The organism is Sphingopyxis sp. sgz302558 (assembly GCF_057220455.1).
Map to the genome: position 1 here is coordinate 189,947 of NZ_JBXPUZ010000001.1, position 13,209 is coordinate 203,155.

14 protein-coding genes are annotated in these 13,209 nt (G+C 64.0%); 4 read left to right on the top strand and 10 right to left on the bottom strand.

The genetic code is table 11. The annotated features are described in order from the left end of the window. The first annotated feature begins 36 nt into the window (after nt 1-36). The 4 genes from AC2TC0_RS00955 to AC2TC0_RS00970 all read left to right on the top strand — a co-directional run bounded on the left by AC2TC0_RS00955 (nt 37) and on the right by AC2TC0_RS00970 (nt 4,829). Nucleotides 37-1,929, top strand: coding sequence for an ABC-F family ATP-binding cassette domain-containing protein (locus AC2TC0_RS00955; RefSeq protein WP_484715619.1), 1,893 nt, complete (start codon nt 37-39; stop codon nt 1,927-1,929). Further along, the gene (locus AC2TC0_RS00960; RefSeq protein ID WP_484715620.1) at nt 1,916-2,893 is read left to right on the top strand and encodes an NAD(P)H-binding protein; all 978 of its coding nucleotides are present in this window, start codon (nt 1,916-1,918) and stop codon (nt 2,891-2,893) included. Before AC2TC0_RS00955 ends, AC2TC0_RS00960 begins: the two co-directional genes overlap by 14 nt. Nucleotides 2,894-2,934: 41 nt before the next feature. After that, nucleotides 2,935-4,191 (top strand): DUF3422 family protein, encoded by a 1,257-nt coding sequence (locus AC2TC0_RS00965; RefSeq protein WP_484715621.1) that lies wholly within the window; start codon nt 2,935-2,937, stop codon nt 4,189-4,191. A 110-nt stretch (nt 4,192-4,301) separates the two neighbouring features. Further along, nucleotides 4,302-4,829 (top strand): c-type cytochrome, encoded by a 528-nt coding sequence (locus AC2TC0_RS00970; RefSeq protein WP_484715622.1) that lies wholly within the window; start codon nt 4,302-4,304, stop codon nt 4,827-4,829. A 92-nt stretch (nt 4,830-4,921) separates the two neighbouring features. On the opposite strand, the gene hemA is transcribed toward AC2TC0_RS00970, so the two are convergent. Genes hemA through bchL form a run of 10 tightly spaced genes read right to left on the bottom strand, consistent with a single transcriptional unit; the run spans nt 4,922 to nt 13,202 of the window. After that, on the bottom strand, nt 4,922-6,142 hold the full coding sequence (gene hemA, locus AC2TC0_RS00975; protein WP_484715623.1) for a 5-aminolevulinate synthase: 1,221 nt from the start codon (nt 6,140-6,142) through the stop codon (nt 4,922-4,924). A gap of 4 nt (nt 6,143-6,146) precedes the next feature. After that, complete coding sequence (gene puhE, locus AC2TC0_RS00980) at nt 6,147-6,947, bottom strand: putative photosynthetic complex assembly protein PuhE (RefSeq protein WP_484715624.1); 801 nt, start codon at nt 6,945-6,947, stop codon at nt 6,147-6,149. Continuing rightward, nucleotides 6,941-8,014, bottom strand: a complete 1,074-nt coding sequence (acsF, locus tag AC2TC0_RS00985) for a magnesium-protoporphyrin IX monomethyl ester (oxidative) cyclase (RefSeq protein ID WP_484715625.1) — start codon at nt 8,012-8,014, stop codon at nt 6,941-6,943. The genes puhE and acsF overlap by 7 nt, the downstream gene beginning before the upstream one ends. Continuing rightward, nucleotides 8,011-8,310, bottom strand: a complete 300-nt coding sequence (locus AC2TC0_RS00990) for a hypothetical protein (protein WP_484715626.1) — start codon at nt 8,308-8,310, stop codon at nt 8,011-8,013. The genes acsF and AC2TC0_RS00990 overlap by 4 nt, the downstream gene beginning before the upstream one ends. Beyond that, nucleotides 8,307-8,780, bottom strand: coding sequence for a photosynthetic complex assembly protein PuhC (puhC, locus tag AC2TC0_RS00995; protein WP_484715627.1), 474 nt, complete (start codon nt 8,778-8,780; stop codon nt 8,307-8,309). Before puhC ends, AC2TC0_RS00990 begins: the two co-directional genes overlap by 4 nt. Further along, nucleotides 8,777-9,394: a photosynthetic complex putative assembly protein PuhB gene (puhB, locus tag AC2TC0_RS01000; protein WP_484715628.1), complete on the bottom strand. Its 618-nt coding sequence runs from the start codon at nt 9,392-9,394 to the stop codon at nt 8,777-8,779. The genes puhC and puhB overlap by 4 nt, the downstream gene beginning before the upstream one ends. Next, entirely contained in the window at nt 9,391-10,161 is a 771-nt protein-coding gene (puhA, locus tag AC2TC0_RS01005) for a photosynthetic reaction center subunit H (protein WP_484715629.1), read from the bottom strand. The genes puhB and puhA overlap by 4 nt, the downstream gene beginning before the upstream one ends. A gap of 34 nt (nt 10,162-10,195) precedes the next feature. Beyond that, nucleotides 10,196-11,620, bottom strand: a complete 1,425-nt coding sequence (locus AC2TC0_RS01010) for a BCD family MFS transporter (RefSeq protein ID WP_484715630.1) — start codon at nt 11,618-11,620, stop codon at nt 10,196-10,198. Continuing rightward, nucleotides 11,617-12,315: a magnesium protoporphyrin IX methyltransferase gene (gene bchM / locus AC2TC0_RS01015; protein WP_484715631.1), complete on the bottom strand. Its 699-nt coding sequence runs from the start codon at nt 12,313-12,315 to the stop codon at nt 11,617-11,619. Before bchM ends, AC2TC0_RS01010 begins: the two co-directional genes overlap by 4 nt. Next, a complete protein-coding gene (gene bchL / locus AC2TC0_RS01020; protein WP_484715632.1) occupies nt 12,312-13,202 on the bottom strand; it encodes a ferredoxin:protochlorophyllide reductase (ATP-dependent) iron-sulfur ATP-binding protein in 891 nt (296 codons plus the stop codon). The genes bchM and bchL overlap by 4 nt, the downstream gene beginning before the upstream one ends. Nucleotides 13,203-13,209: the final 7 nt, after the last annotated feature.

Below are 13,209 nucleotides of genomic sequence, written 5' to 3' on the forward strand. Positions count from 1 at the left end.
TCCCCACGCGCCGCCGTCTGCTAAGCGCGCGGCACCATGCTCAACATCAACGGCATCACCGTCCGGCTCGGCGGCCGCACCATCCTGGACCGCGCCACTGCCGCATTGCCAGGACAAGCGCGCGTGGGGCTGATCGGGCGCAATGGCGCGGGCAAATCGACGCTGATGAAGGTAATGATCGGCGCGCTCGAAGCCGACGAAGGCTCGCTCGACCTGCCGCGCGGTACCCGCATCGGCTATATAGCGCAGGAAGCCCCAGCGGGCGACGCGACCCCGTTCGACACCGTGCTCGCCGCCGATACCGAACGCGCCGCACTGCTGCATGAAAGCGAGATTTTGGGCGAAAGCGGCGCGGACCCCGACCGGCTGGCGCATGTCTATGACCGGCTGATCGCCATCGACGCCTACACCGCGCCGGCGCGCGCCGCGCGCATCCTGATCGGACTGGGGTTTGACGAGGCGATGCAGCAACAACCGCTCGACAGCTTTTCGGGCGGCTGGAAAATGCGCGTGGCGCTCGCCGCATTACTCTTTTCGCAGCCCGACCTGTTGCTGCTCGACGAACCGTCGAACCACCTCGATTTGGAAGCCACGCTGTGGCTCGAAAATTTCCTCAAAGCCTATCCGGCGATGATGGTGGTAATCAGCCATGAACGCGACCTGCTGAACAATGTCGTCGACCATATATTGCATCTCGAGGGCGGCAAGACGACGCTCTACACCGGCGGCTACGACAGTTTCGAGCGCCAGCGCGCCGAACGCGCGGCGCAGCTCGCCGCCGCGCGCGCCGCGCAGGAAGCGCAGCGGGCGAAATTGCAAGACTATATCGCGCGCAATTCGGCGCGCGCCTCGACCGCCAAACAGGCGCAAAGCCGCGCCAAGGCGCTGGCGCGGATGCAGCCGATTGCGGCACTGGCCGAGGACCCGTCGCTCAGCTTTGATTTTCCCAGCCCCGATGAACTGAAGCCGCCGCTCGTCACGCTTGATCTCGCCAGCGTTGGCTATGCGCCGGGGCAGCCGGTGCTGCAGCGCCTCAACCTGCGGATCGACCCTGACGACCGCATCGCGCTCCTGGGCCGCAACGGCAATGGCAAGACCACGCTGGCGCGGCTACTGGCGGCGCAGCTGACGCCGATGGATGGGGCGATGACAGCGAGCGGCAAGCTGCGCGTTGGCTATTTCACCCAATATCAGGTCGAGGAGCTCGACGGCGACGACACCCCGCTCGACCATATGACGCGCCAGATGAAGGGCGCCACACCGGCGGCAGTGCGCGCGCAGCTGGGCCGCTTCGGCTTCTCAGGGCCGAAAGCGACCACCAAAGTGGCAAAGCTATCCGGCGGCGAGCGCGCCCGACTGGCACTGGCGCTGATTACGCGCGATGCGCCGCATATGCTGATCCTCGACGAGCCCACCAACCACCTCGACGTCGACGCGCGCGAGGCGCTGGTGCAGGCATTGAACGGCTATGCCGGCACCGTGGTGCTGGTCAGCCACGACCGGCATATGCTGGAATTGACCGCCGATCGGCTGGTGCTGGTCGACGGTGGCACCGCCAAAGAATTTGCCGGCAGTATCGACGATTACACCGACTTCATATTGGGCAAGAACCAGCCAAAGGGCGATGCAGCAAAGGGCGGCACGAAACCCGATCGCAAGGCCGCCGCCGCGGCCCGCGAGGCACAGGCGCAGCTGAAGAAGGCGGTCAGCGATGCCGAGGCGGACCTGGCCAGGCTGCAAGTCGTGCTGACCGCCATCGACCGCGCCATGTTTGATCCAGGCGCGGCCGCCAATGAATATGCCGGGCTGACCATGGGCGAACTGGCGCAGCGGCGCGGAAAGATTGTCGCGGCACAAGAGGCAGCCGAGGCCGAATGGCTGACGGCCAATGAGGCGCTGGAGCGCGCCGGCGAGCATGCCCTTGGTTGAACCGCAGGCCCGGCGCATTTTCCTGCTCGGGGCGACGGGCACCATCGGGCGCGCGACCGCGGCAGTGCTGGTACAGCGCGGGCATGCGGTGGTTTGTTTCCTACGACCGGGGGCAGCGACGCACGGGCTGGAGGGCGCGGAGCTGCGCTTTGGCGATGTGACCGATGCACGGTCGTTGGCCACCGACGGCCTGCGCGGCGAGCGGTTTGACGTGCTGCTATCCTGCCTCGCTTCGCGCACCGGGGTGCCCGCAGACGCGTGGGCCATCGATCACCGCGCCAATAGCCAGGCCTTGGCCGCCGCACGCACCGCTGGGATCGGCCAGTTCATCCTACTGTCCGCCATTTGCGTCCAGCACCCGCGGCTGGCGTTCCAACATGCCAAGCTGGCGTTCGAGGCCGAACTTATCGCTTCGGGCATCGCCTACACCATTGTCCGGCCTACGGCCTTTTTCAAATCCTTGTCGGGCCAGATTGAACGCGTCCGGGCAGGCAAGCCGTTTCTGCTGTTCGGCGACGGGCGGCTAACGGCGTGCAAGCCGATCAGCGATGCTGATCTGGCCGCCTATCTGGCCGACAGTGTGGGCAATCCGGACCGCATGGGCCGCATCCTGCCAATCGGAGGGCCCGGCCCGGCAATTACGCCGCGCGAGCAGGGCGAGCTGCTGTTCGCGCTCACCGGCCGACCAGCCCGGTTCCGCGCGGTGTCGCCCGCGATGCTCAAGGCGGTCGCTGCCTTGCTGGATGTGATTGGCGTCGCGCTGCCCGCCGCGGCGCGCAAGGCCGAGCTGGCGCGTATCGGCCACTATTACGCCACCGAATCGATGCTGGTCCGCGACCCGGCGACGGGTCGATACGACGCCGATGCCACCCCCGAAACTGGCCGCGAAACATTGGCCGACCACTACCGCGCGCGACTGGCCGGCGAACGTTCTGACGAGCGCGGCGATCACGCGCTGTTTTAGTCGCTGGACAGCGCGGCCCGGCTGTCCAATAGTCGCGCGCAATGGCCTTTACCGAACATCCCCTGCGCCGCTGGGCGGTCGACGAGATGCGGCTGCGCCGGTTCGCGCCGGTACCGCCTGACTGCGAAATTTATCAGGTGGTCCGGCTGGTAACGCCCGACGAACGCGGCGACGAGGATCGCTGGTTGACCAGTCAACGCCCGGACTTTGGCGATTGGACGCTGGCGGCGCGCCACGGCGCCGGCCTTGCCATAGGTGGCATCCAGTTTCTGTGGGAACGCCATGCCGAGGCGAGCACCCTGACCTTCATTTTCCCGGCAGCGTGCGAAGCGGCGGCGCGCGCGCCCTATATCCGCTGGCTCGAAGGCTGGCCCGGCGCAGTGGTGCGCGCGACACGCCTGTTTGTGCTGCCCGACGCGGCGGCGGTTCCCGATGCGCTGGCAAGCCAACAGATTTCGCAGGCCGATATGGTATGCTGCGACATCAATGGCGGCATCCGAATCTGGTCTGATTTCGGGATCCATGGCGACGGCTATGGCCGGCTGATCCTAACCGCCGGTGACGTCGATGATGGCGAGCGTGGGCGGATCATCCAGCGGATGCAGGAACTGGGCAACTACCGCAACATGGCGCTGCTCGGCTTTCCAACCGTCCAGCAATATGGGCCAGAGGTGGATACGCTCGAAGCCCGGCTGTCGGACCATTCGCGCCGCGTCGCGCTGGCCGATGAGGATGATGACCGGCTGCTGGAAGAGCTATCGTCGATCTCGTCCGAGCTGGAGCTCATCCGCTCGGCAACCAGCTTTCGGCTGAGCGCGACCGCGGCCTACGCCGAAGTCGCGGGCGACCGGCTGGCGGCGCTCGACATTCGCCCGGTCGCGAATTTCCAGAGCCTCGCTGACTTTACCGAGCGGCGACTGGTCCCGGCAACGCGCACCTGCGCCGTGTTCCGCCAGCGACTGAGCCATATCGCGGAACGGATCGCAGGAGCGATGCACGCGCTCGACACGCGCATCGACAGTCGCATCAAGGCCCAGAACCTCAGCCTGATGCAGTCGATGGAACGGTCGACCCAGCTGCAGCTGCGGCTGCAAACGCTGGTTGAAGGGCTGTCGGTGTTCGCCGCCGCTTATTATTTGCTGGGCCTGATCGGCTATGTCGCCAAGGGCGCTGCTGCCTATCCTGAGGGCAAGTGGGCCGATGTGGTTGTCGGCGCGCTGACCGTCCCGGTCATATTGTTCATCTATTTCATGGTCCGGCGGCTGCGCAGCAAGGTGCTGGGCGACGCCGGACACTGATCCGGCCGCATATTCCTGCTTTGCAAGGCCCGCCAACTGCGATAGTGCGCAATCAGGGTTGGACGGGAAAAGTCCCGACTTTCGTGTCGTCGCGCACAAGAGGAGCTATTATGACCAAAATGCGTGCATTCGTTGGCGCTGTGGCGCTCTCGGCTTTGCTGGCCGCCTGCTCGGGCGGCGAAGAGAAAAAGACGGCTGACGCGGCGCCGACTGCTGCGCCTGCTCCCGCACCGGCACCGGCCCCCGCACCGGCGGCTGCGCCCGCTCCGGCAGCTGGCACGCCGGCGGCGACCGACGTTGCCACGCTCGACGGTACGCAATTCGCAAGCTTCACCGGCAATGCCGCTGCGGGCAAAACCGTTTTCGCCCAGTGCCGCACCTGCCATGTCACTGATGCAGGCGTGAACAAGATCGGCCCGTCGCTCGCCGGCATCATCGGCCGCAAGGCCGGCAGCGTGCCCGGCTTCAGCTATTCGCCGGCCAATGCCAACAGCGGCATCACCTGGACCAAAGAAAAGCTGTTCCAATATCTGGAAAAGCCGGCCCGCGTGGTCCCGAACACCAAGATGATTTTTGCTGGCATCCCCGATGCGCAGAAGCGCGCCGACGTGATCGCCTATCTCGAAGCGCCGAACTGAGCACGGCGGCGATACGCCAAACAAAAAAGGCCGGGAGGAAACTCCCGGCCTTTTTTGTTGCTCACCCCATCCCCTTCAGGGGAGGAGCTAGTTCACGCTGCCATCTTGCCCCGCGCCAGTTCGCATTGCGACCAGATTTCAGAGAGCGCGCGCAGCAGCTTGTCGATGTCACCATCGCTGTGCACCGGCGAGGGCGTGATGCGTAGCCGTTCGGTGCCGCGCGGCACTGTGGGGTAATTGATAGGCTGCACATAAATGCCGTGATGTTCCATCAACCAGTCGCTGATGAACTTGGCCTTGTGCGGATCACCGACCATCACCGGAATGATGTGGCTGGGGTTGGGCAAGTGCGGAATCCCCATCCGGTCGAGCGCTCCGCGTACCTTGGCGACGCGGTCGCGCTGACCTTCGCGCTCGACATTGCTGTCCTTCAAATGGCGGATGCTGGCGCACGCCCCGGCGGCAACCGCAGGCGGCAGCGCGGTGGAAAAGATGAACCCGCTGGCGAAGGTGCGAACAAAATCACACAGGTCGCGCGACGCGGCGATGTAGCCGCCCATTACGCCAAAGGCCTTGCCCAGCGTGCCTTCGATGACGGTGATCCGGTCCATCAAACCTTCGCGCTCGGCCACCCCGCCGCCGCGCGGGCCGTATAGGCCGACGGCGTGAACCTCGTCGATATAGCTCATGGCATTGTGCTTTTCGCACACCTCGACAATTTCGGCGATTGGGGCAATGTCGCCGTCCATCGAATAGACGCTTTCAAACGCCACCAGCTTGGCGCGCGCGGGATCAAGATCAGCCAGCTTGCGGTCCAGATCCTCGGGCGAGTTATGTTCGAACACTTTGCAAGGCGCGCGGCTGTGGCGAATGCCCTCAATCATCGAGGCATGGTTGAGCGCATCCGACAACACGATGCAGTCAGGAATCTTCGCCGCCAGCGTGCCCAGCGCCGCCCAGTTCGATACATAGCCCGAGGTGAAGAGCAGCGCGTCTTCCTTGTGGTGCAAATCGGCAAGCTCGGCCTCGAGCAGCACATGGTGGTGGTTGGTGCCCGAAATATTGCGCGTGCCCCCCGCACCCGCGCCGCATTCGTCGATCACGCGGTGCATCGCGTCCAGCACTTTGGGGTGCTGGCCCATGCCCAGATAATCGTTCGAGCACCACACCGTCACTTCGCTGGTAGTGCCATCGACATAACGCGTCGCCTTGGGGAAAGACCCGGCGCGGCGCTCGATCTCGGTGAACACCCGATAGCGGCCCTCTTCGCGCACGGCGGCCAGTTGATCGCCGAAATAGGCTTCGTAATTCATGCCCCTAGTCCTTCTCTCTCATATTTTTATGGCGTGATGGTGCGGCCGTCGCCGTCGCCCAGCTCCACAGCGCGGAGTCGCGAAACGGCATGGCCAGAAACAGATGTTCGAGCGCGGCGAGCAGGCACAGGCAGCACAGCAAGCTGGCTTGCACCGCACTGGCGCTGGTAGGCGCCGTCATGGCAGCATATGCGAACCAGCCGCCCAACGCGCCGATAGCCACAATCGACAAGGGCAGCATCGGCCGCAACCGTTTTGGCCCGAAATAGCTTTTGAGATAGGCCATATGCGGCGGCAGCAACTCGTCCGACAGGCTGGGCACACCCCAATAGATGTTGAGCTTTGAGGACAGCCGGAAAATCAGCAGCAGCGCGAAACAATAGGCTCCGGTCGGATTGGCGGTGACGGCCGCCAGTGACAAGAGCAGCCCTGCGGTCATCGCCAAAGCTACCTCGTGATGGATCAGCGCCATAGTCGCCGCCGAAAAGCGCTGCCAGCCGCTCGCCGCTGCCGGGCAGGGATCGCGGTGCGACCCTGCCACTGCGCCGGTCAGGAAGCTGATTTCGTGCCAGCTCCAGATGAGCAGCCCGCCGAGGAACGAGGCATAGGCCGCCCAAACCGCGGTGCTGGCGGCGGTCAGCACCACCAAGCCGAGCCCAACGAAGGCACAAGCGCACGAAATCATTAACGCGCGCCCAAATGCAGCACGCAGCCGGTGGCTGATCATCGCCACCAGCCCGGTGGACACGAACCACAACAGGGTCACCGCCGCAAAAGGCAAAGCAAGGCTGCCGCCATCTACCATGCCGGGGCCAGCCGGACGGTTGCGGGCAGCGCATTGCTGCGCGGCTTCATGAAAAACATGCGTGCGAGGGCAAGGCCAGCCTTGCCAATCCCAGCGATGCGGCCAAGCCGACCGCTGATCCCGCCGCGCGCTTTTGCTTCTTCAATGGCTACCGAGGCCAGTCGCAATTCTTCCATCGCCGCGCGGAAACGGGGATTGTCGGTATCGAGCTCGACCGGGAAGACCTGACGGCTGATTTCGGTGCAAATGTCGAACACTTCATAACCATAGTCGCGCGGATGCACGCCAAGGGCCTGGTGGAATACCGGGCGGTTGTGATCGCGCACATACATGGTGGCGTACACTGACAGCAGGAAAAAGCGGATCCACAGCTTGTTGAGGCCCGTCAGCAGTTTGGGGTCGCTGCGCATCAGCAGCGCGAACGCCTCGCCATGGCGGAACTCGTCATTGCACCACTGCTCGAACCAGCCGAAAATCGGGTGGAACTTGTTCGCCGGATTGCGCGCGAGATGGCGGTAGATGGTAATATAGCGCGCGTAGCCGATCTTTTCCGACAGATAGACCGCGTAGAAAATATACTTCGGTTTGAAGAAGGTGTATTTCTTGGTCTTGGTCAGGAAGCTCAGATCCACGCCAATCCCCGCACCCTTCAGCGTTTCGTTGATGAAGCCGGCATGGCGGCTTTCATCGCGCGCAAGCAGCTTGAATAGCCGTTTGACGTCGGGGTTTTTCGTGCGTTTGGCGATTTCGGCATAAAGGATACAGCCCGAAAATTCGCTGGTCAGCGAGCTGGCGAGAAAGTCGATAAATTCGGCCTGCAGCGCTGGTTCAAGCGCCTCGATCACGCCGTCAAATTCGGGCGTCTTGCGAAAGTGGCGTTTGTTGGCGTCGGCCTCCATCTCCTCCATCAGCCCTTCCCACTCGGCGCGGACGGGCGACACGTTGATCGCATCGAGCGCGGCAAAATCGGTGGTGTAAAAGCGCGGCGACAAGACGGTGTCCCGCCGCGCAATGGCCATGGTGTCGTGCGCAGCGGGCGCAGCCTTGATCTGGGTCATGGCGTTCATGACAGTCTCCCTGGGGTAAAGCTGACTTCATAAAGCTCAGCGAGCTCAAAGTTTGACGTGAAACGTGTCCAGGCACGGCGCAGCAGGCTGGCGCGCTCGACCGTGGCGGTGCGGTCAACCACGACGCGCTGGCCGAATTCGACCATCACCGGCGCGCCGTGCACCTGCACCCGGTCGCCGGGGTGAATGGCGATGTTGCCAGCAAGTTCGACATGCGCGTGGAAATGCTCGGCGCTCTGCTCCACCTCGATGCGGCACGGCGTGTCGAAGCGCTCAGAGGCAAACAGCCGCATCATACCGCCGGCCCTTTCAGCATTTCGGCAAAGGTGCGGCTATGGTCGGGGCCAAAGCCATGGATCTCTGCGGTCTTGCCGGTCTGCGGATCGCGCAGGCTGAGCGCCCCATTGGTCCAGCGCACCAGTTCAAATGGCGGTTCCGAACCGATGCCCGCGGCGGCGCGTGCCTTGGCAAGCCGGCGCAGCGTGGCGCGGACAAAGCCGCCCTGCCCATAACCAATTTCCATCACCACCTCACCCGACGCGGCGTCGCTGATCACCACGGCCCCGTCAGCGCGGTCGGCAACGGTCAACAGCCGCGACGCTTCGGGGGCAATCCCGCTTGCCGCACGGCCCGCTTCGGGCATTGCCGACTTGGCAATCCACCCCATGCTGACCGCGCCGGTCAGCGCCATAGTGACGCCCAGCAGTGCGGCCGTCGCAATCAGCGCCTGTTTGGGTACGGTCGGGTCGTGGTGGGCGTGGCTCATGCTGCTACACCTTGCATCGGCCGCTCGGGCGCGCGCTGCGGTTCAACCGCTCGCACGGCGACGGGCTGGATCTGCTGCGCGGCCTTGAACAGCGTTTGGCCAACCATCTGCGCCTCGGGAATGGCGCGCAACATCGGCGCCGGGCGCACAATGCGCAGCGAACGCACGTGCGGCCACAGCATGATATAGCCCATGCGCGGCATGCCTTTGAGGTGCAGCACGATATTGCCATGGCCAAGGCCGAGCATTTTCAAATCGGCCGTCTCAATTTCGCCCAACGGCAAATTGATGCACTTGTTGAGCGCCACGCCGATGCGCATGACGATGCGCTTGCTGGTCAGCGTATAGACGGTCGTGCGCCCCACGCCCCAGGCGAACAGCAATTGCATGCCAAAGACGATGAGCCCCAGCGTGCCCACACCGATGGCGGTATTCACGTCGCCGCGCGCAATGGCCCAGAGCGCGATCCCGCCAAAGTACAGCGCCGCCAGCCGGATATGCAGTGCATGCGCGGCAAGCTGCTTCCAGTCGGGGCTGCCTTGCCAGAGGATGGTTTCATCCGCTGGCAGGGCTTCGGGCAGGCCCCGGACCGGTTCATGGTCATATTCGCTCACAGGATCGGTTCCTGCCGCGCGGCGTTGGCATAAAGATAACCGCCGCCGAAATAGCCGAAGATTTTTTCTTCCTCGAGAAAGGTAATCTGCCCGGCCGTTTTGGGCACCGGCGCTGCGGCGAAATCGGCAGCATTGATGGCATCAATCACCACCCGGTTGCTGCGCCGTTCCACCTTGGCCATGCCCATGGGAGCAAGCACGCGGTTTGACCCGGTGTCGACTTCCAAATAGCGGATCTGATGCTCGGCACGGTCAACCCAGACGTCGGTGATGGTGCCCGCAACCGCACCGTCCGCGCCCACGGCGGCCATCCCGCGCGGGTCGGCATCGCGTGCATGAATGGCGATGTCGCTGGTCAGGCCGATTGGCACGATGCGATTACGCCCTTCGCCGTCGAGATCGGGATGGTCCTGGCGCTGCGCATAGGCCGCCGGCCCCATGCGTGATGTCAACGGATTACCGGTCGGTACATAGGGCGCGCCCGGCGAACGAAAGGCCCGCGTCGCCGGCACATCAACCGGATCGCGGCCGGGAGGCGGCGAGGTCATAGTCCCGCGGCCAAAGGGCATTTGGAACACTTTGGGCGATGCCGTGTGCAGGATGCCGCCCGGGGTGTCGACGCGGCCGGTGACTTCGTCTTCGAGCGGGTAGCCTTCGCGCCGGCTCTCTCGCTGCAGATAGACGATCAGGGCTATGAAGAACAGGACGAAGGCCAGAAACAGCATTTCTGTCACATCGAAGCTTCCAACAATTTTTACGTCATCCATTGTCTCTCTCCGCCACAAAACCAGCCCGAAAATATCAAGTCGGGAACTCGCTCAATCCAAACCGCTGCTGCTGTTCGCCGCTACATTTGCGCTGCAGTCCAATCACCGGACCCAGCACCACCAGCGCTGCAAGCAGCAGGAATATTTCGATGCCATAAACCACCAGATAGCCTGTCGCCCGGTCGGCCAGCGCCGCACCCATCGCGTCGTGCAGCGCAGCATAGGCAACGCCGTCGCGGATCAGGCCGCCGAGCGCGATGCCCAGTCCCGCGCCGCTGGCCTGCACCGCGCCCCATGCGCCGAGCGCCAGCCCTGCGCCGCCACGCGTCGCGAGGCCCATCGCGGCAATCATGGTGCCGACCGAGAAAAGTCCGGTTCCAAAGCCGATCCCGGCAGCGGCCAAAAACAAAAGCGAGGGTGCGGCAAGCGGGGCAGCAAACAGCGCCATCAAAAAGGCGACAATCCCGATCACTGCGCCAAGCCCGGCCAGCCGCAAGGGATCAGAACCGCCCGCCAGCCGCTGCGCGCTAAAGGCAAAAGCGCTCAACGCCCCCAGGGCCCAAATGCCGGTCAATGCGGTCGTCGACGCGACGGCCAGCCCCAGAATTTCGCCGCCATAGGGTTCGAGCAGTGCATCTTGCATTGCAAAGGCAAGCGCGCCGATACCGATGGCGAGCAACAGCCGCGCAGCGTCGGGGCCGGCGGTGAATTCCGCCCACATCTCGGCAAAGCGCGGTATCGGCTGGTCGCGGCTGGTAGGCAAGCGGTTGCGAGCCTCCTGTTTCCACAGCGCGGTGATATTGAGCAACATCGTCAGCGCCGCCGCGCCCTGGATCACCTGCACCAGCCGCGTTGCGGTGAAATTGTCCAACAGATTGCCCAGCGTGAACGACGCCAGCATCATGCCAACAAGCAGCATGACATAAAGCAGCGCGACCACGCGCGGGCGCTTGTCCTCGGCGGCGAGATCGGTGGCGAGCGCCAGGCCTGCGGTTTGCGTCACATGCATACCTGCACCGGTCAGCAGGAAGGCTAGGCACGACGCCGCGACCCCCAACGCAAATGTCTCGCCGCGCGTCAGCAGAATCAGCGCAAATGGCATAATCGCCAACCCGCCGAACTGGCCCAGTGTCCCAAACCAAATATAGGGTACGCGCCGCCAGCCCAGCACCGACTTATGATGGTCCGAACGGTGGCCAATCAGCGCGCGGAACGGGGCAATGAGCAGCGGGATGGCAATCATCAGCGCGACGATCCACGCGGGCGTTCCCATCTCGACAATCAGTACGCGGTTGAGGGTGCCGTTAAGCAGCACCGCCGCGATGCCGACACTGACCTGAAATAGCGCCAGCCGCAGCAAGCGCCCCAGCGGCAAATCCACACTCGCCGCATCGGCAAAGGGCAGGAACCGGGTTCCCACGGCCTGCCAGAAATTCAAGGCGGTTGGCTTGTCGCTCACCCCCGGCGCACCCCCATCATCTGCGATTTATAGAATCCGCTCGACACCCGCTCGGTCCCGGTGACGGCCCAGCCGGGCAGCCCGGCAGCGATGGCCTGCGCCAGGCGCGCTTCGCCGACGGGCTTGATTGCGGGCGAGCGGTCGCTGCGCGGGAACAATTTTCCCGCGACGTGCATCGCGCGCAGCAACGGTGTGCCGGGAGCAAAGGTGAAGGCGATATGGTCGCAGCGCTGGGCCCAGGCTCGCAGCACGCCGATGATGTCGCTTTCATCATAATGGATCAGCGAATCCATCGCGACGACATGGTCGAACCGGCCGAGATGGTGGCAACGCATGTCGCCGACCCGCCAGTCAATCTGGACGCCCGCAGGCGCGCGATCACGTGCGACATCGATCAGGCCCTGTGACACGTCGATGGCGACGACCATGGCGCCGCGCTGCGCCGCTGCAATCGCCAATGCCCCCGTACCGCACCCGGCATCGAGCAACCGTTGCCCGCGCATGTCCTCGGGCAGCTGGTCCAGCAGCAGCGCGCGCATCGCATCGCGCCCGGCGCGCACCGTGGCGCGGATGCCGCTGACCGGCACGTCGCTGGTCAGATCCTCCCACGCTTTGCGCGCAGTACGGTCAAAATAGGTTTCCAGCCGCGAGCGGCTTTCCTGATAGCTGGTCGAGGCGAGGCCCGCTTCCATCATTCGAACCCCAGAAAATCAAAGATTTCGCGGTCCTTCATCGGCGTCGCCTCGATCGGCTCGACCCCGGCCCAAAGCTTGCGGGCGAGGTTCATATATTCCTCTCGCGCCGCCTCGACCTCGGGTGAATCGGGCATTTCGAACAGCGTGCATTTCTTCAGGCGCGAACGGCGGATCGCGTCAACATCGCCAAAATGGGCCAGGCGGCGCATGCCAATGGCGTCCGAAAAGCGGTCGATCTCGTCGGTCTCGCGGCTGCGGTTGGCGACCACCCCCGCAAGGCGGACATTGTAATTCTTGGCCTTGGCATTGATCGCGGCGACGATGCGGTTCATGGCAAAAATGCTGTCGAAATCATTGGCGGCGACAACAATCGCGGCGTCGGCATGCTGCAGCGGCGCGGCAAAGCCGCCGCACACAACATCGCCCAGCACGTCGAAGATGACGACATCGGTGTCCTCGAGCAGGTGATGCTGTTTGAGCAGTTTGACCGTCTGGCCGACGACATAGCCGCCGCAGCCGGTGCCTGCCGGCGGCCCGCCCGCCTCGACGCACATCACGCCATTATAGCCTTCGAACATATAATCTTCGGGTCGCAGTTCCTCGCTGTGGAAATCGACGGTTTCGAGCACGTCGATGACGGTTGGAACCATCTTGCCGGTCAGCGTGAAGGTCGAATCATGCTTGGGATCGCAGCCGATCTGCAACACGCGGTGGCCCAGTTTGCTAAAAGCCGCCGACAGGTTGGACGAAGTCGTCGATTTGCCGATGCCGCCCTTGCCATAGACGGCGAACACTTTGGCGGTGCCGATTTTGTCGCTGGGGTCGAGCGCAACCTGCACGCTGCCCTCGCCATCAGGCGGTGCGTGGCCAAGGTCCAAAAGCGTCATTTCATTT

Coding starts and splice junctions, on each gene's coding strand:
- AC2TC0_RS00965 (WP_484715621.1), top strand. CDS start 2,935: ATGGCCTTTACCGAACATCCCCTGCGCCGCTGGGCGGTCGACGAGATG.
- puhA (WP_484715629.1), bottom strand. CDS start 10,161: ATGGATGACGTAAAAATTGTTGGAAGCTTCGATGTGACAGAAATGCTG.
- hemA (WP_484715623.1), bottom strand. CDS start 6,142: ATGAATTACGAAGCCTATTTCGGCGATCAACTGGCCGCCGTGCGCGAA.
- bchM (WP_484715631.1), bottom strand. CDS start 12,315: ATGATGGAAGCGGGCCTCGCCTCGACCAGCTATCAGGAAAGCCGCTCG.
- puhE (WP_484715624.1), bottom strand. CDS start 6,947: ATGGTAGATGGCGGCAGCCTTGCTTTGCCTTTTGCGGCGGTGACCCTG.
- AC2TC0_RS00990 (WP_484715626.1), bottom strand. CDS start 8,310: ATGATGCGGCTGTTTGCCTCTGAGCGCTTCGACACGCCGTGCCGCATC.
- bchL (WP_484715632.1), bottom strand. CDS start 13,202: ATGACGCTTTTGGACCTTGGCCACGCACCGCCTGATGGCGAGGGCAGC.
- acsF (WP_484715625.1), bottom strand. CDS start 8,014: ATGAACGCCATGACCCAGATCAAGGCTGCGCCCGCTGCGCACGACACC.
- puhC (WP_484715627.1), bottom strand. CDS start 8,780: ATGAGCCACGCCCACCACGACCCGACCGTACCCAAACAGGCGCTGATT.
- AC2TC0_RS00960 (WP_484715620.1), top strand. CDS start 1,916: ATGCCCTTGGTTGAACCGCAGGCCCGGCGCATTTTCCTGCTCGGGGCG.
- AC2TC0_RS00970 (WP_484715622.1), top strand. CDS start 4,302: ATGACCAAAATGCGTGCATTCGTTGGCGCTGTGGCGCTCTCGGCTTTG.
- AC2TC0_RS00955 (WP_484715619.1), top strand. CDS start 37: ATGCTCAACATCAACGGCATCACCGTCCGGCTCGGCGGCCGCACCATC.